The organism is Nitrosopumilus sp., from assembly GCF_025699125.1.
Classification (GTDB): Archaea; Thermoproteota; Nitrososphaeria; order Nitrososphaerales; family Nitrosopumilaceae; genus Nitrosopumilus.
This window is the reverse complement of the sequence record NZ_JAILWC010000005.1, coordinates 1-16,597: the sequence shown is the minus strand read 5'-3', so window position 1 is coordinate 16,597 and position 16,597 is coordinate 1. Positions and strand designations below refer to the sequence as shown.

24 protein-coding genes and 1 tRNA gene are annotated in these 16,597 nt (G+C 32.2%); 14 read left to right on the top strand and 11 right to left on the bottom strand.

The window, feature by feature from the left end; all coding sequences use genetic code 11:
• The first annotated feature begins 37 nt into the window (after window positions 1-37).
• Window positions 38-202, top strand: coding sequence for a hypothetical protein (locus K5783_RS10880; RefSeq protein ID WP_297474323.1), 165 nt, complete (start codon window positions 38-40; stop codon window positions 200-202).
• On the opposite strand, the gene K5783_RS10875 is transcribed toward K5783_RS10880, so the two are convergent.
• A complete protein-coding gene (locus K5783_RS10875) occupies window positions 199-780 on the bottom strand; it encodes a hypothetical protein (RefSeq protein ID WP_297474321.1) in 582 nt (193 codons plus the stop codon). The genes K5783_RS10880 and K5783_RS10875 overlap by 4 nt on opposite strands.
• Before the next feature lie 105 nt (window positions 781-885).
• Here K5783_RS10875 and K5783_RS10870 point away from each other — a divergent pair, with 105 nt between their 5' ends.
• Window positions 886-1,146 (top strand): winged helix-turn-helix domain-containing protein, encoded by a 261-nt coding sequence (locus tag K5783_RS10870; RefSeq protein ID WP_048115213.1) that lies wholly within the window; start codon window positions 886-888, stop codon window positions 1,144-1,146.
• A gap of 3 nt (window positions 1,147-1,149) precedes the next feature.
• On the opposite strand, the gene K5783_RS10865 is transcribed toward K5783_RS10870, so the two are convergent.
• Window positions 1,150-1,362 (bottom strand): hypothetical protein, encoded by a 213-nt coding sequence (locus K5783_RS10865; protein WP_297474320.1) that lies wholly within the window; start codon window positions 1,360-1,362, stop codon window positions 1,150-1,152.
• A 61-nt stretch (window positions 1,363-1,423) separates the two neighbouring features.
• On the opposite strand from K5783_RS10865, the gene K5783_RS10860 reads away from it, so the two are divergent.
• Window positions 1,424-1,612 carry a hypothetical protein gene (locus tag K5783_RS10860; protein WP_297474319.1) on the top strand — a complete coding sequence of 63 codons (189 nt, stop codon included), beginning with the start codon at window positions 1,424-1,426 and terminating at the stop codon, window positions 1,610-1,612.
• 206 nt (window positions 1,613-1,818) lie between these two features.
• Here the strand turns inward: K5783_RS10860 and K5783_RS10855 are convergent.
• Window positions 1,819-1,892: transfer RNA gene (locus K5783_RS10855), tRNA-Thr, on the bottom strand.
• A gap of 53 nt (window positions 1,893-1,945) precedes the next feature.
• Between K5783_RS10855 and K5783_RS10850 the strand changes: the two genes are divergently transcribed.
• A complete protein-coding gene (locus tag K5783_RS10850; RefSeq protein ID WP_297474318.1) occupies window positions 1,946-3,244 on the top strand; it encodes a phosphomannomutase in 1,299 nt (432 codons plus the stop codon).
• Window positions 3,228-4,175, top strand: a complete 948-nt coding sequence (gene thiL / locus K5783_RS10845; RefSeq protein WP_297474317.1) for a thiamine-phosphate kinase — start codon at window positions 3,228-3,230, stop codon at window positions 4,173-4,175. Before K5783_RS10850 ends, thiL begins: the two co-directional genes overlap by 17 nt.
• 3 nt (window positions 4,176-4,178) lie before the next feature.
• Here thiL and K5783_RS10840 read toward each other — a convergent pair whose 3' ends face one another.
• Window positions 4,179-4,499, bottom strand: a complete 321-nt coding sequence (locus K5783_RS10840) for a hypothetical protein (protein WP_297474315.1) — start codon at window positions 4,497-4,499, stop codon at window positions 4,179-4,181.
• A 116-nt stretch (window positions 4,500-4,615) separates the two neighbouring features.
• On the opposite strand from K5783_RS10840, the gene K5783_RS10835 reads away from it, so the two are divergent.
• The gene (locus K5783_RS10835; RefSeq protein ID WP_297474314.1) at window positions 4,616-5,119 is read left to right on the top strand and encodes a 30S ribosomal protein S11; all 504 of its coding nucleotides are present in this window, start codon (window positions 4,616-4,618) and stop codon (window positions 5,117-5,119) included.
• On the opposite strand, the gene K5783_RS10830 is transcribed toward K5783_RS10835, so the two are convergent.
• The 3 genes from K5783_RS10830 to K5783_RS10820 are packed head-to-tail and all read right to left on the bottom strand — an operon-like array spanning window position 5,116 to window position 7,285.
• Complete coding sequence (locus tag K5783_RS10830) at window positions 5,116-5,427, bottom strand: hypothetical protein (RefSeq protein WP_297474313.1); 312 nt, start codon at window positions 5,425-5,427, stop codon at window positions 5,116-5,118. The genes K5783_RS10835 and K5783_RS10830 overlap by 4 nt on opposite strands.
• Complete coding sequence (locus tag K5783_RS10825; RefSeq protein WP_297474312.1) at window positions 5,424-5,840, bottom strand: DNA-binding protein; 417 nt, start codon at window positions 5,838-5,840, stop codon at window positions 5,424-5,426. The genes K5783_RS10830 and K5783_RS10825 overlap by 4 nt, the downstream gene beginning before the upstream one ends.
• Entirely contained in the window at window positions 5,837-7,285 is a 1,449-nt protein-coding gene (locus K5783_RS10820; protein WP_297474311.1) for an RtcB family protein, read from the bottom strand. Before K5783_RS10820 ends, K5783_RS10825 begins: the two co-directional genes overlap by 4 nt.
• Window positions 7,286-7,405: 120 nt before the next feature.
• Between K5783_RS10820 and K5783_RS10815 the strand changes: the two genes are divergently transcribed.
• Together K5783_RS10815 and K5783_RS10810 are read left to right on the top strand one after the other, a co-directional pair.
• Window positions 7,406-7,606: a hypothetical protein gene (locus tag K5783_RS10815; protein ID WP_297474310.1), complete on the top strand. Its 201-nt coding sequence runs from the start codon at window positions 7,406-7,408 to the stop codon at window positions 7,604-7,606.
• A 78-nt stretch (window positions 7,607-7,684) separates the two neighbouring features.
• Window positions 7,685-7,825 carry a hypothetical protein gene (locus K5783_RS10810; RefSeq protein WP_297474309.1) on the top strand — a complete coding sequence of 47 codons (141 nt, stop codon included), beginning with the start codon at window positions 7,685-7,687 and terminating at the stop codon, window positions 7,823-7,825.
• 26 nt (window positions 7,826-7,851) lie between these two features.
• Here the strand turns inward: K5783_RS10810 and K5783_RS10805 are convergent, their stop codons facing one another.
• Window positions 7,852-8,277, bottom strand: a complete 426-nt coding sequence (locus K5783_RS10805; protein ID WP_297474308.1) for a universal stress protein — start codon at window positions 8,275-8,277, stop codon at window positions 7,852-7,854.
• 116 nt (window positions 8,278-8,393) lie between these two features.
• Here K5783_RS10805 and K5783_RS10800 point away from each other — a divergent pair, with 116 nt between their 5' ends.
• From K5783_RS10800 to purB, 3 genes are all read left to right on the top strand, one after another.
• A complete protein-coding gene (locus tag K5783_RS10800; protein ID WP_297474306.1) occupies window positions 8,394-8,855 on the top strand; it encodes a CBS domain-containing protein in 462 nt (153 codons plus the stop codon).
• 6 nt (window positions 8,856-8,861) lie between these two features.
• Entirely contained in the window at window positions 8,862-9,083 is a 222-nt protein-coding gene (locus K5783_RS10795; RefSeq protein WP_297474305.1) for a hypothetical protein, read from the top strand.
• Between the two features lie 157 nt (window positions 9,084-9,240).
• Complete coding sequence (purB, locus tag K5783_RS10790; protein ID WP_297474304.1) at window positions 9,241-10,602, top strand: adenylosuccinate lyase; 1,362 nt, start codon at window positions 9,241-9,243, stop codon at window positions 10,600-10,602.
• Here purB and K5783_RS10785 read toward each other — a convergent pair.
• Window positions 10,595-11,350, bottom strand: a complete 756-nt coding sequence (locus tag K5783_RS10785; protein WP_366939195.1) for an asparagine synthase C-terminal domain-containing protein — start codon at window positions 11,348-11,350, stop codon at window positions 10,595-10,597. The genes purB and K5783_RS10785 overlap by 8 nt on opposite strands.
• Window positions 11,351-11,424: 74 nt before the next feature.
• Between K5783_RS10785 and K5783_RS10780 the strand changes: the two genes are divergently transcribed.
• The 3 genes from K5783_RS10780 to K5783_RS10770 all read left to right on the top strand — a co-directional run bounded on the left by K5783_RS10780 (window position 11,425) and on the right by K5783_RS10770 (window position 14,909).
• Entirely contained in the window at window positions 11,425-11,700 is a 276-nt protein-coding gene (locus K5783_RS10780; protein WP_297474302.1) for a 4a-hydroxytetrahydrobiopterin dehydratase, read from the top strand.
• A gap of 67 nt (window positions 11,701-11,767) precedes the next feature.
• Window positions 11,768-12,583 carry a 6-carboxytetrahydropterin synthase gene (locus K5783_RS10775; protein WP_109876974.1) on the top strand — a complete coding sequence of 272 codons (816 nt, stop codon included), beginning with the start codon at window positions 11,768-11,770 and terminating at the stop codon, window positions 12,581-12,583.
• A gap of 7 nt (window positions 12,584-12,590) precedes the next feature.
• The gene (locus K5783_RS10770; RefSeq protein ID WP_297474301.1) at window positions 12,591-14,909 is read left to right on the top strand and encodes a valine--tRNA ligase; all 2,319 of its coding nucleotides are present in this window, start codon (window positions 12,591-12,593) and stop codon (window positions 14,907-14,909) included.
• A gap of 7 nt (window positions 14,910-14,916) precedes the next feature.
• Here the strand turns inward: K5783_RS10770 and K5783_RS10765 are convergent, their stop codons facing one another.
• Together K5783_RS10765 and K5783_RS10760 are read right to left on the bottom strand one after the other, a co-directional pair.
• Window positions 14,917-15,603, bottom strand: a complete 687-nt coding sequence (locus tag K5783_RS10765; RefSeq protein WP_297474299.1) for a hypothetical protein — start codon at window positions 15,601-15,603, stop codon at window positions 14,917-14,919.
• A gap of 2 nt (window positions 15,604-15,605) precedes the next feature.
• The coding region (locus K5783_RS10760; RefSeq protein ID WP_297474298.1) for a hypothetical protein at window positions 15,606-16,597 on the bottom strand (992 nt) is incomplete at its 5' end.

Below are 16,597 nucleotides of genomic sequence, written 5' to 3'. Positions count from 1 at the left end.
TGTTTTTTATATTGATTAAAAATACCAGAAGCACTTGGTGTCAAAAGAAAAATGTGCTATTTGTAGTGAAAAAATTCAACTTAGATTCAACCCAATGGATGAATGGGGAATAGAAGGTTCGATTTGCGGAAATTGCTATTCCAAGAAAATTAATGAACATTATCCGGGAGAGCATGTTAGAGTTAACAAACATTTGGACTAGATTTTTGAATATTTATTTACATTAAGACAATTCCATGCAAGAGGATCATCTTTTACATCGTTTTCTTCTAAAAATTTTATATCAGTGGTAGTTTTTTTTCTTTTCAATAAATTTATTTGAAAGCTAGAAAATTTTTTACAATCACAATTGTTGTAAAGACATACATCATTATCATTCTCATCATGATCTTGAGCTTCATGACTACAATCACACAAAGCATCTTTTTTTACGTCATCAAGAGATTTTTTTGCATACACTCCTAATCTAACATATGCTTCACCACCATGTCCTTTCTTAAATCGTTCATAATTTTCAGATTTTGGCAATATTTTGAAAAAAGATAGGTTGGTATCAGGCTTTTGGGAATCTGATCCCATAATGAACCAATAGTTATCACCAATTTCTACAAATCGTATTTTGATAGACGGATCTACCCACCAGTGGATTGTATCGTGCCAAATAGACGCAGATTCTTTTCTGTCAGTAAATAAAGGAACAACATTCATTCTAAGGTCATAATATCTATATGCGACACCTACAAAGTCATCAAACCAAGGTATGGATGATTGAGAAGACAATGCAGACAAATCAACCTAGAGCTTATTTATCTGATCTGAATTAATGGTAATACCCTTATATCTGAGTTTTAAATTATGTACTATATGGTTTCCTACAGAACTAGTATGCAGATAGTTGCAGATTTACTAACCGCTACAGAACAGTCAGGACAAGAGGGTATCAAGACAACTTCGCTTCTTACAAAGGCAAATTTATCACATTCAAGATTATCCAAATTCTTGCAGAATTTAACAGGTGCAGGATTAATTAACAAAATTGAATTTGATGGAAAGAATACTTTTGTAATTACACCAAAGGGAAGACAGTATTTGGAATCATATGCAAACTTTTCAAGTATTGCAGAATCTTTTGGATTAGAACTTTAAAATCTATTTTCTAGATCTTCGTTTAGCATTAGCTTTTTGTCGTTCTTGTTTTTCTTTGTAAGAACTGTAAACTAAAATAATAATTATTCCTGCTATTGCTGCATAAAACAGTGGAATAAGGGGAGGATCTCGAACGTGTCCTGAAGATGGTTCAATAAACGCTACAGGGATTGTCACAACCATAAAAATTAAGATTATTAGAAGATATTTATCCACAAATGGTTTGATTTACAAAACCATATATCTTTTTGATATCACATGATTACAATAGAAGATCATGGTAAAAATACTTGAAATGGTAGGTTTAGTTCTTGTAGCAATAATGTCTCTTGGATTTGTAGGTGTATTCGAACCATATGGGATAAAAAATGGCACATCAGAATTATTTTGGGGTTGTGCTGGAGGTACACTTTTGATAATCATATATAGAAAAATGAAAAGAAAACGAGATGAAAAAGAAGAATAGATCTTTTAGAAATTGTTAAGAAATGATCAGTAATTATTCAACCGACAGATCTATAAAGGACGATTCAATGTATTTTATCAGGGGAGCATGACGGAACAAACAACACAGTGGTGGGAAGGTTTAGGAAAAGAATTAGAAATAGATATCGAAACCTTTGATGAATAAAGATCTAAAAAATGGAATTAATTTTAAAAATAACAAAACAAAGCCCTGGATGGGGTACGAACCCACGACCTAACGCTTACGAGGCGTTCGCTCTACCAGGCTGAGCTACCAAGGCACTTTTGGATAAATCCATCAGAGTTAATAAAAAGCCTTTCCGAGTTGGATTAATTGAAGAAAACAATTTCTGGAGTAAGAGGAATATTTGGAGAAGATCTCAATCTAAAAGATGTATTAGAATTTTGTAATAATTTTTCAAGTTTAATCAAATCACAAAAATGCGTGATTGGGAAAGACACCAGACCTTCAGGCCCTATGATAAAAAATACTGCCAGCGCAGAACTGATGAAAAACGGAATTGATGTGTATAATTTAGAAACTGTACCAACTCCCGTAGTTTTTAGAGAAGCAAGAAAATATGGTGCAGGGTTAGTAGTTTCTTCGTCTCACAATCCAATAGAATGGAATGGAATGAAATTCATTATTGAAGGAAGAGGAATTAATGAACATGAACTACCTAAAATAATCGAACATCAGGAAAATTCAAAATCAAAAATTGGAATTGAACAAGACATTACATCAACATATGTCGAAGACGCAAAAAAAATCATAGGAGACATTGAGAATTCTCCAGACATAGTGATAGATATTGGCGGAGGTGCAGCAAAGGGATTTGCGCCAGATTTGCTAAGGGCATCAGGATGTAATGTGGAGGTATTAAATGAAGAACTTTCACAATGTTCTAGAGGGCCAGATCCTACATCAGATGAATTATCCGAATTAATTTCGGCATCTATGAAAAAAGAAATCGGGTTTGCATTTGATTTAGACGGAGATCGCTTAGTAGTAGTAAGAAATGGAGAAAAACAAACTCCAGACGTAACATTAGGATTAGGGGTAGCAAAATCTCTTGAATTGGGATACAAAGATTTTGTTTTGAGTATCGATACAAGCATTTCAATAGAAAAATTCATCAAAGAAAAAGGTGGTTCTGTTAAAAGATCAAAAGTAGGAGAAGCGAATGTCATAGAAATGATGCTTAAAACTAATGCTCAAGCAGGAGGGGAAGGAAGTAGTGGGGGTTTTATTTTACCGGAGTTTAATTATTGCAGGGAAGGAATCTTAACAAGTGGTTTAATTGCATCCATGTTAGGAAGTCCAAAATTTAATGAAATATTAAATTACATGAAAAATTATTTTCAAATTAGAGAAAAAACTAATGTGGATTCAAATTTTCATGATAAAGTAATAGAAGAGATAAAAAATAAATTTTTAAAAGAATATTCTGAAGTAAACACACAGGATGGAATTAAAGGAATTATTGACGAAGACAGTTGGGTTTTGATCAGAAAATCAAATACTGAAGACATCATAAGAGTTTCCGCAGAATCAAATAATGAAGACAAATGTAAAAAAATTACAAAGAAAACATTAGAGATAGTGAAACAAAGTTATGACAAAATTAGATGAATCTTCAATAATCAAAATTTTTCAAAAGGGATTAGGAAACGATGAATTTATTTCTGAAGATGTAGAAATATTCAATTTAGGAAAAATCAAAATCATATCTAAGACAGACACATTAGTAGAAAGTACAGATATACCACCTAAAATGAAATTAGCAGACGCTGCAAGGAAAAGCATAATTGCATGTGTAAGTGATTTTGCAGCTAAAGGAATAAAACCTGAGTACGGAATAATTTCAGTAAATTTACCAAAAAAAATTTCTCGTTCAAAAATTTTAGATATTGTAAAGGGTTTCAAAAAAGCATCTAGTGAGTATGGAATAAAAATTTTGGGTGGAGATACGAATGCAGGTAAGGAAATTGTGTTTAATGTAACTCTTTTTGGAAATTCAAATAATATAGTAACTCGAAAAGGTTCTAAAAAAGGAGATCTGATTTTTGTAACTGGACCGTTTGGATATACATCTGTTGGATTAGATTTGCTTCTTGGTAAAAGAAAAGAGAGTGGAAAATTTGCAGCAAAATCAATAAAATCAATGATTAATCCAAAACCAAAGCTCAAATTTGGATTAAAAAATAAAAAATATTTTTCATCATCAATGGATTCCAGTGATGGATTATCTACAACTCTAAATGAAATGTCAAAACAAAGTAAAAAGAAATTCCTAATCAACAATATACCTGCAGATAATGATTTAGAAAATTATGCAAAATCCCATAAATTAGATTTGAATTCGTTAGTTTTTCATGGAGGGGAAGAATATGAATTCGTATTTACAGTATCTCCAAAATATAAACAAATTATTATAAAAAATGCCAGATCACTTAAAACACCGATTATACAAATTGGGCAAGTAACTTCAGGAAAAGGGGTATTTGTAAAAGCAGAAAAAGATTATGTGATTCTAAAAGATTTAGGCTGGAAACATTTTTGATGGTTATTCACCATAGGAAAAATCACGTTCAACATTATTTACAATGTCAAATATTGAATCGGTAGGAAGAACAGAAACACATTCTTTAATCCATATATCATCAAGATACATCAATCGTTTCATATCAGACTCAAGAAGATCTTCAGGATTCGAATCAGGATAAAGTGAGTGAATTTTATATCCTTCATTAGCAATCTGTTGACATTTTTCTTCAAGAGGAGATAAAACATCTTCATTGATCGGTGTAAGAATTTGAAATACTACAGAACCTACCAGCGCAACGGTGATTCCAATACCAATTGCCAATACGAGAATTGATGCCATTAAAGAAACATGATAGAAATAGTATATGAACAATCATCATTTTCTAGTAAAGCAACCAAATGTAGGCAAAGTTAGAAAATCAATGTTTTTTAAACCCTTTAAGGTGTGAGTAGACATTGTCAGAAATCGAAGCACAAGTTGAAGAAGTTTCAGTTGAAGAGGCAGAAATGCCAAGTGAGGAAGTAGAAACTGACGTAGTAGAAACTAAAGCTCAACCAGAGGCTAAGAAAGAAGGACCTGATAAATGGGGAATTGCCCATATTTACAGTAGTTACAATAACACAATTATTCACATGACTGATCTTACTGGTGCAGAGACTGTTGCTATTAGTTCAGGTGGAATCCATGTTAATGCCGATAGGTATGAATCATCACCATTTGCTGCAATGAAAGCTGCAAATGCAGTGGTAGAATCTGCAAGGACCAAAGGATTTACAGGATTTCACATAAGAGTTCGTGCTGTGGGTGGAGTTGGTTCCAGAGTACCGGGCCCAGGAGCACAAGCTGCAATTAGAGCTTTGGCAAGAGGCGGATTTAAGATTGGAAGAATTGATGATGTAACACCTATTCCTCATGATACCACCAGAAAGAAAGGTGGAAAAAGAGGAAGAAGAGTTTAGTCAGACAATTTTATTTTAACATTACATCCTCTAGAAAGAAAATAATCAGTCATAAATTTCGTAAATTTTTGTGTAGGACTGCTCCATTGATATTTTTCTATCATGTCAGAAAACTTTTCTTCAATACCAGTTTGTAATTCAGGTTTAAAAGCCAGTTTAAAAAAAGTCCATCCAAATTTTGTAGAAGGCTCGCTGAGAGCATATCCATTATAACATGCCAGAAGACTTTCCATGTGAGAGAGTGATTTTTTAATTGACAATAGATCATCAACATAGTTTTTTGTTCCAATTTCTAAAACAATATTCATTCTTCATCACTATTTTGAGATGATTTGCTACTAAGTTTGTCACTTAATGATACAAATTTTCCATCTTGTTCAACGTTAATTTTAGTTTCCATTCTAACATTGAGTCCAACTGATCTAAACAACATCAATAATTTTCCGCCATCAAGTGTTTCATTAATTTCACCTGTTTTAATTAATTCAGATAATTTTTCTACAATAATTTTTGTTTCATTTGGAAATTGAGTTTCAGCGTTTTCCAAAACTTCTAATCCTCGAAATCTAAGAATTTTTACAAGTGAATCTCTAGGTTTCGCAATATTTTTCTTTTTAGTGTCTGGAGATTCATTAGTTGCTTGTCGAGAAGAAATATTTTTTTGCATTTCAGCAAGTCGTTTTGCCTTTAATCTTTCAAGTTCAAAATCTTCTTCGCTCAACCTTTAATCACACCAATAGGCACTAATTTTGCTACTTTTGTGGCTATTCCTAAATTATGGGATACGTTAACTACGGCATCAACATCTTTGTATGCTTGAGGAGTTTCTTCCACAACCCCATCTCTTGTTAATGCTTTGATAAATATTCCCTGATCATTAAGAGACTTTTTAACATCATTTTCAGTATAGTTCCGTCTAGCTTTAGATCTAGACATTGTCCTACCAGCACCATGAGCAGTGGAGCCAAAACTCAAATTCATAGAATTTGGTTGACCAAGTAAAATCCAGCTTGAAGTTCCCATAGAGCCAGGAACTAAAACAGGTTGGCCCAAATCACGATATTTGGAAGGAATTTCTTCACGGTTTGCAGGAAATGCTCTAGTTGCACCTTTTCTATGTACAACAAGTTTTCTTTCCTTTCCATCAACATGGTGGTTTTCCACTTTTGCAATATTATGGGCAACATCATAAACTAACTTCATATCAAGATCAGATTCTGTTTGGTGAAATACACGTTCAAAAGAATTCCTAGTCCAGTGAGTGAGCATTTGCCTATTACTCCATGCAAAATTTAATGCTGCAAACATTGCTTTTCTATATGATTCACCTTCTTCAGAGTTGTTTGGAACACACGCAAGTTCTCTATCAGGCAAATCAATACCATATTTTTGCATGGCTTGTTCTGAAACTCTAAGATAATCACTGCAAACTTGATGACCAAAACCTCTAGAACCGCAATGAATCAAAACAGTTATCGTTCCTTCTTTAATTCCCATTCTGTTTGCTGCTTTTTCATCATGTATTTCTGAAACCTTTTGTACCTCAAGAAAATGATTTCCAGAACCCAAGCTACCAAGTTGAGGGGCACCTCTTTTCCTTGCTTTATCAGAAACTTTGTTTGGATCAGCATTTTGAATTTGTCCATTTTCTTCACAAACATCCGAATCATTTGATGAACCATAACCATGATCAATTGCCCAGTTCACACCTTTAACCAAAACCTCATCAAGTTCTGAATGAGTAAGTTTTACAGCACCTTTAGAACCAACTCCTGAAGGAATAGAGCTGAAAAGATCATTTACAAGTTCTTTTAGTTTAGAACGAACTGTTTGTTCATCTAAATTTGAACGAAGTAACCTAACTCCACAATTGATATCATATCCTACACCACCAGGGCTAATCATTCCCTCTTCAGCATCCATTGCTGCTACACCGCCTACTGGAAAACCATAACCCTCATGTCCATCAGGCAAAACAACACTATGTCCCACAATTCCAGGAATTGAGGCGACATTTCGTGCCTGCATAATAGTTCTATCAGATAACATTTTTTGTAATAACGGTTCATCTGCGTAAATCCTAACAGGAACTTTCATTCCAAAATTTGAATCGACATCAATTTGATATTGATTTTCCCCAATTTTTCTTGGTGTAGTAGAAGACATGAGTATTGGTAAAAATTCTTTTCAATCCAATTTAAATCATCAGAAGAATCGAAAAAAGATTTTGGAAATAAATATGAAATCGATGATCTAATTTATCTATGATAAAATACTTTATTCTTTGTGGCAAGAAAAAAATTAACTGAAAAAGAAATAGAACAGCAAAAAAAAGAACAAAAAATTAGAGCAGAAACCTCTCGTGCTGCCAGACGAAGTGGAAAAAGCATCAAACCTGAAGGGAAGGTTACAAAATCAAAAGCAAAGACACAAGAAGCCAGATCATCAAAGAAAAATGCAGCTGTACGAAAAAGATCAAGAAGTTAGAATTCATTCAAGGTTAGAAAAAGGATTAATTTAGAATCAAAAGATTAATGAATCGAATATTGTTGTGATAAAATATTCATGAAAACTGAAAAAGAAATTGAAGAATATAGAAAAGAAATTGAAAAAAGATTAGTAGAATGTGGTTCTATGGACGCTATGAAATATTATCAAGGTGTTCTTAGAGCACTAGATTGGACAATAACAGGAACAGATGTTTAAAATCTAAAGATTTTTTCTGGGATAACTTATTTTATTATGAGTACAGGTTTTTTGGATTTATGAAGTACGTAATTCGATGTACTTCCTAGAAAAATCTCTTTTGCAGCACCCATACCTCTAGATCCAATTACAATAAGATCAAAGTTGTGTTTTTCGGCTGTTTCAACAATTCTTTTTCCATCATCACCATATGTCACTCTATCAAAAAAGAGAATTCCTTTTTGTGCTGACTTTAACTTGGCTTTTTTCATAATTTTTTGTGCATTATCCAACAAAATTTTCTCTAAAGGAGTTATTGGATCATTAGTTCGAGGCTTAGCAATTCCCGCAACATACAAACCAGTTATTGTTGCCTGGCATTCTCTTGCCATATGAATAGCAAAATCAAGACCCCGAAAAGAATTAGAAGAACCATCTAAAGGAACAAGAATTTTCTTAATTTGAATCCCCATAATCAAAATCTAGGGAATTTTTTATTTAAATTTAGTTGATATTGCCTATGATGATTTTCATCTTTGATATTCTAAGCGACTATAAAATATGTAATTAGAGAAAATATACTTGTAAAATGACAGACGCAAAAACAACGACAATAGCAGATGTAATGACAAAGTCAGTAATTTCTGTGGATGCATCATTAACAGTGAATGAAACTGCAAAAATGATGGAAGATTCTAAAGTTGGAGCAGTCATCGTCATGGAAGAAAACACGCCAATTGGAATTGTTACAGATAGAGATTTTGCGGTAAAAGTTGCAGCTCATGCATATCAAATCAGCACTCCAATAAAACAAATTATGTCATCACCACTATTTTCAATAAATTCAGACGAATCAGTTAGAACTGCAGCAGACTTGATGCATGATAGAGGCATAAGAAAATTACCTGTTATTGATGATGGTAATATAGTTGGAATAATTACAGCGTCAGATATTGTTAATTTATTAGCAGTTTGTGTTGAAGATGATATCAAAGACATGTATTTTCATTCTGTAGCAAAAATTTATTCAAATTATAGTCCATATAATTAAAAAATCATGGCAATACCATTAATTGTATTAGTCGGGATTCCAATTTTTCTTGGTATTGTGTATGTAACGCCATTTGATCAACCAGAAGAGGTTGAAAAAGATGTAATTTCAGAAGAGCCAGATGTGAGTATTTTATATTTTATTTTAATGGGTATTTGGACACTTTATTTAATCAAAATCCTCTTTCAGATAAAAAAAGGAAATTTCAAGGCAACCCAGAGATACTAATATGAATACTGCACCATATTGGAACAAAAAAGTGTGTTCTGACTGTAAGAGAATGAAATGTAAGAAAGGTTGTTTATGCGATTGCCATGAATTACGAGATAGAGTGAATTAATCGTTCACAAGTAGATTTATTTTCTGTGTAAAAAGAGTAAGATTATTGGCAATTTTACCTATTGATAGTGGTCGTTATGGAACAAAAGAAATGTTGATTATTTTTAGTGAACAGAAGAAAGTGGATTACCAACTAGAGATTGAAGGAGCAGCTGCAATTTCACAAAGTGAGATAGGAATGATCTCAAAAAGTGTAGGTAAAGAAATATTCAAAATTGCAATGTCTGGAAAAATTTCGGCTAAAAGAATTAAACAGTTGGAAGTAAAAAGTGATCATGACACTGCAGCTCTTGTAGAATCATTAAGTGAAAAATGTAGTAAAAATGCCAGACCATGGATACATTATGGATTAACAAGTAATGATTTAGTAGATACGAGTAACTCAATGCAAATGCGAGATGCATTACAAATCATTGAACCAAAAGTTGCAAAGATGGCATCAATTCTTGCAAAAAAAGCAATAAAGTATGAAAAAATTCCAGCTGTTGGAAGAACTCATGGACAACATGCAAGTATCATATCATTTGGATTAAAATTTGCAAATTGGGCAGCAGAAATGGCAAAACATGTAGAAAGAATAGAAGAAATCAAAAAGAGAATTTTAATTTGTAAGACATTAGGGGTTGTTGGAACAGGATCTCTAATGGGTGCAAAATCACTTGAGGTACAAAAAAGAGTAGCTAAAAGATTGAAATTATTTCCAGCAGAAGTTACAACACAAGTCATTCCAAGAGAAAGATATGCAGAATACGTATTTGAATTAGCACTAATTGGAGCAACTTTAGAAAAAATTGCAATAGAAATTAGAAACTTACAAAGAACAGAGATTGCTGAAGTAGCAGAACAATTCAAGAAAGGTCAAATGGGAAGTAGTGCGGTTCCTGTTAAAAGAAATCCAATCAAAAGTGAAAGAGTGTCATCATTATCTAAATTAGTAAGAAGTCAAGTTGCAGTTTCTTTTGAGAATATTCCATTATGGCATGAACGTGATTTGTCAAATTCAGCTAATGAAAGATTTGTAATTCCAACAGTATCCATTTTGGTTGATGAAATGCTTGAAACCATGACTAGAATTGTTTCAAACTTGATGGTTAACGAAAAAAGAATTGTAGATAATTTGTACATCACCAAAGGACAAATTTTTGCTGAATTTGTCTTAGAAGCACTAATCAAAAAAGGAATACCCAGATTTGTAGCATACAAGGATGTTCAGAGAGTTGCATTTGAGGCAAATGATAAGGGAATGCAGTATATCGATGCAATCAAAAAGGACAAAGCATTTTCTTCAAAATTAACCGATAAAGAAATTGATTCAATATTTTCACCAGAAAAACATCTTGGCGCATCTTCTGCAATTATAAAGAATGTAGAAAAATCTGTTCAAAATACAATTAGAAAATTCATCTAGTTTTTAGCAAGGCTTTATGAATTTTTGATCCATATTGTAATGCCTTCTTTCGTTTTGTGCAAGAAAGTTCTGGAACTTTAATGTCACTTGCTAATTTTCTTATAATGTGTTTTCGGTACAAATCTTCAGAATCATGAATTTTTTCAGATATTGGGATAGTTTTTGCATACTCTATAAATTTTGAAGAAAGTAAAGGTTGAAGTATTTTTACTCCAAATTCAGATGCGATGAGATTTACGGCCTTCATCATTTCTAATTCATTGTTTAATTTTGCAATCATTACCTCATGAATTTTAGATTCTCCTTCTGAAAATGCTTCTCTATAGGCGTTATAGCCACAAAATAATTCATCTATACCATTAGCTGTAATTACAGTATCAAGTTCTAATCTATTTGCCAGTTTAGAAACATAATAAAATGCAATACAGTTTTCATTCCAAGATAAATTTTCGGTTTGTATTTTTTGTTTAATTTTTAAAGAAACATCAGGAAAAGGTTTAGAATCAATCTCTAGAATATGATGAGGGTATTTTAGATATTCATTGACTTGCTTTGCAAATAAAATATCATGTGATTCAGAAAATCCAATTGTCAATAAAACAATATCATAATTCATACTGTAGCAGATTTTTGAAATTAATGTACTATCTACACCTCCTGAAAATGCAATTCCGATTTTCTTTTTAGGAACAGTCTCGGAAATAGAATTTTTAATATTTTCAAGTAATTTTTTATTCAATTCATTCATAGCCATTACAATGCAAACTCCATAGGAAGGTATTGAATCAATCTTTTAATTTAACGTTATATTAAGACAATTTAATGCGATTATCACAAACAGAAATTGATGAACAATTAAAGAATTTGCCAGGTTGGAGCATTGTTAACGAAAAATTACATAAGGAATTTAAATTTGAAAATTTTAACCAAGCATTTGGTTTTATGACTAGAGCAGCTATGGAGATTGAAAAAATGAATCATCATCCAGAATGGTTTAATGTATACAATCGAATCACTATAGAATTAACTACTCATGATGCTGGAGGAATAACAAAAAATGACATCAATCTTGCCAAAATCCTAAATTCTTTAGCATAGATTTAATGAGGAATTTTAGGACCATCATTACAGAATTTATATTATATCCAAAGCCAGATGACTTCAAATGACAGCAAGTCCGACAATTTTAGATTCAGATTTTAGATATATCGATAAAAAGGGTAATTTGCTCAAAACGAGAACGGAATTAACAGTAGCTCAAATGTTAACATTTCTTGAAGAGGAATACCAATACAATCACAAGATCATATTAAAAAATGGAATTGAGGTCTCAGTAGATTTTAAAACAGAAAAAGGATTGATCGAAGTAATTGATACTGATGAAGATATTGAAAAATACAAGCAAATCAAAGAAGACTTTCCTCAAGAAAAAGTAATGGCAATAGGTCATGCAAAATACGTTGCACAGATTAAAGAATTACAAGATGTGGTATTTTATGATAAAACACCACAAACGGGTTCAATATTTTTAGAAGATGCGTCTTTCTCATTTGATTATGCACATATTCTTCCATTGGTTGAGAAATGTTCTATTTTACATGGACATACATCTTCGGTAATGGTTGAACTTGTAGGGCAGATGAAAGATAACTTACTTTTAGATTTTGGAGAGGCTAAAAAAATCATTAAAGAAGTTGTAAATGTATTTGATCATAAATTTTTTATCAACAGAAAATATCTAAAGAAAGAAGACGATTCACATTACCACATTCAATTTGAAGGTCCTAAAGGAATGTTTGAATTACAAGTTCCAAAGAACACAACTTATCTTTTAGAAGGAGAAGCTACAGTAGAGAATCTGTCAAGTGAGATTATAAAATTATTAGCACCAAAAATGCCATCTAATGTAGAAGCAGTAGGTGTTTACATCTATGAAGGTTACAATAAAGGGTCTCACATCATTTCAAATATTTCAAGATAATTAAGAAATGGAACCTAAAATATCAGAAAAAGCATGGAATCCAGAATTAGAGAAGGAAATTCTAAAACAGTGGGAGAATGAAAAAATTTATGACTTTTTACCAACCGAAGACAACTATACCATAGATACTCCACCACCATATCCTTCAGGAAGGCCATGGCATATCGGAGCCGCTGCTCATTATTCACAAATTGATATGATTGCACGCACAGCAAGAATGGCAGGAAAAAATGTCTACTTTCCTATAGGGATTGATAGAAATGGATTACCAGTTGAATTGTACACCGAGAAGAAACATAATATCAGAATGAGAGAAACTGACAGAGGAGAATTTCTGAATTTGTGCAGAGATGCGTTAGATGATTTAGAAGCTGAAATGATTCTGATTATGAAAAGTTTGGGGATTAGTGGAGATTTTGCAAATTATTACCGAACAGATTCAGAAGAATACAGAACACTAACACAATCAACATTCATCAACTTGTGGAAAAAAGGACAAGTATATCTTGCAAACAGACCGAATAATTATGATTGGGTATCTGGAACAACGATTGCAGACGCAGAAATCACATACGAGGATTTATCTACAAAATTAGTTTACATGAAATTTAAAATTAAAGATACAGACCAAGAAATAATCATTGCAAGTACAAGACCAGAATTACTCTGTGCATGTAGAACAATCATTGTAAATCCTGAAGATGAAAGATACACTAAACACATAGGAAAAAAAGTAATTGTTCCAATTACGAATGCCGAAGTTGAACTACGAACACATCATTCTGCTCAGCAAGAATTTGGTTCTGGTGCTGTAATGGTATGTAGTTATGGTGATCAAAATGATGTTGCATTGTTTAGAGAACTAGAGTTAGAGGAGATCGTGGCAATTGGATTAGATGGAAAAATGACTGAGGTTGCAGGAGAATATACTGGACTGAAACCAAAGCAAGCTAGAACAAAAATCATAGAAGACTTAGAATCTAGAGGATTTTTAGAAAAAATAGAAGAGATTAGTCACAGAACACCCGTTTCAGAGAGAAGCAAAACACCAATTGAAATTATCCCAATGGAAGAGTATTATCTTAAACAAAAAGAATCAGTTGAAAAAATAAAAGCGTTGGGACAGGAAATTGAATTTTATCCACCAATGCATAAGCAAATTCTGATGAATTGGCTAGAATCCATCAATATTGACTGGCCAATATCTAGAAGACGGTATTATGGTACTGAAATTCCAATATGGTACTGCAAAAAATGCTCAGAACCACATGTTCCTGAGCCTGGGAAATATTATAAACCATGGAGTGAAGAATGCCCAATTAATAATTGCCTCAAATGCGATTCAACTGAATTTGTTGGAGAGGAGCGCACATTTGATACATGGATGGATTCTAGTGTATCACCACTATTCATTAGCAAATACAATAGGGATGAGGGATTTTTCAACAAGGTGTATCCTACATCAATAAGACCTCAAGCTAAAGATATTGTCAGAACATGGTTATACTATACGCTACTTAGGTGTGAGCAGCTTACAGGGAAGAAACCATGGAACGAAGCTTGGGTAATGGGATATGGTCTTGATGAAAAGGGAATGAAGATGAGTAAGAGTAAAGGAAATGCAATTGATCCTTTGCCTGTAATTGAAAAACTGGGTGCTGACACTTTCAGATTTTGGAGTGCAAGTGAAATCAATCATGGGTATGATTTTAGATGTAATGAACAAAAAATAGAATCCACTAAAAAATTTCTTAGTAAATTGTGGAATGTCTCAAGATTTTTGTCCAGTTTCCCAGTTATTGAATCCGGAAAAACTACTGCGTCAGACAAATGGATTTTATCAGAATTAGACAATCTAGTTAAAGAATGTAAGAAAGGATATGAAGAATATAATTTTTTCATTCCAGCAATTGCTATTAGAGAATTTACATGGAATTTGTTTGCAGCACATTATATTGAAATGGTCAAAGCAAGAGCATATGGAATAGGGTTCTCTGATGAAGAAAGAGATGGAGCAATTTTTACTTTACATAAAACATTGTCAACCATTTTGAAATTATTAGCACCAATAACTCCATTTATCACAGAATATTTGTGGAAAACTTTGTATTCAAAAGAAAGTATTCATAAGCAAAAGCAAATTGAAGCAGAAAACCTTGAAGAGCAAAGTAGTATTACTAAAGAAATTACTGATTTTAATTCAAAAGTATGGAATGAGAAAAAGTCTCAGAGTCTATCATTAAAAGATTCAATCAAGGTAGAAATTCCAGAAATTTTGGAACCGTTTAAGAAAGATTTGAAATCCATGCATAATTTATTGGATTGAACCCTAGTTAGACATCTAAAATACCATTGGTAATCAAATATTGAATTCCTTGAATAAAGGCAGTATCATCGATTTGTCCACCAGCCCACCATCCTGCATTATTCTTAATCCATGATGGGATTTCATTTCCAGATGATGCTACAGATTCAGTTTGAGGAATAGTCATTATTCCCTCAGTAATCAAATATTGAATTCCTTGAATAAAGGCAGTATCATCGATTTGTCCACCAGCCCACCATCCTGCATTATTCTTAATCCATGATGGGATTTCAGGTTCTGTTGAAAACGGATTAAGTGCATTTGTTCCAATAATATCAATTACAGAGTCACCAGAAAAAAATGGAATTACAAGTGTTCTAGAGTCTGAATCAGAGTTTATTTCTACATAATCAGTTTCAAATCCATCAACTAAAATGAAAAAAACATCATCAGATGCATCAAATTTTGCATCTAAAAGATTTCTGGGAATTGTAATTTCAAAAGTACCATCCGATGATGTATTCATTGTTATGAGTAATTCTATAAAATCAGGATCTAAGAAAATTGATTCAAGAATCCCATTTTCAATATCATAATGGACATCAAATGATTCAACGGATACAGTGCCCTTTTCACCAAAAGAGAGTGAAGGACAGGAAATTAATAGAATTGAGAAAATAAAACCAAGTGAAAAAAATAAATTTTTCCTAAGCATTGTTAATTCCCGCTAATACCAATAGATTCATTTAATTCAACAGTAATTTCATCATCCGTTGAATCATCAATTGTTAAAACAGTTCTAGTTAAAGTTCCAGTTCCATCTAAAAACCACATGCCAGAAATTTTACTTTGAGGTCCTAAAATCGAAACTTGTGATGAATTATCAATATCACCTATAGGGGAATCAGCACTTAATGAAATTTTGAGGGTGGAATGAACTTCTTCAATAATAGCGTCTTCCAAGAATGCAAGAATAACTAATGAATCTTTAACGCCAGAATCTCCAGAAGTAATGGTTCTAGCTTTACCAAAACCACAATTGTAAGGAACGTTATCCACAAAAATGTGACATTCTTGTAATTCTAATTTTAGATTTGATTTACTCTTATCAAACATCTTGAAGATCATATTACCTTCAAGAAATGATGATTGTGTATTGTTATGAATTCCTGTTGCAGTAACAGAATCAAAAACAAGCTCATAAGTTTCAATTTTGGTAGATGAGCCAATCTTATCACCTAAATAATCACCATCATTAATTTTCTCAAGAATTCTTTGCGTTCTAAAATCTAATTTTTCTTGTTTTTCCTCAAGTTTTTTACGGATTTCTTCTGATTTTTTATTTATTTCATTGTCCAGATTTAATGTAGTTGAAAATTTTTCTGTATTATCTGAAAAATCAGAATTAAATCGGTTGAGATGTTTTTCTTTAATTTCCCTCAATTTTTCTTCATATTTGTTTATCTTTTCAGATAATTTTTCTTCAAGTTTTTTTCTATTAGAATCTAATTTAATTTTCTTTTCTTCGAGTTTTTGTTTTCTTTCTTCAGCTTTTTGTTTTTGTTCTTCTTGTTTTTCTTCTAGTTTTTGTTTTCTTTCTTCAGCTTTTTGTTTTTGTTCTTCTTGTTTTTCTTCTAGTTTTTGTTTTCTTTCTTCAGCTTTTTGTTTTTGTTCTTCTTGTTTTTCTTCTAGTTTTTGTTTTCTTTCTT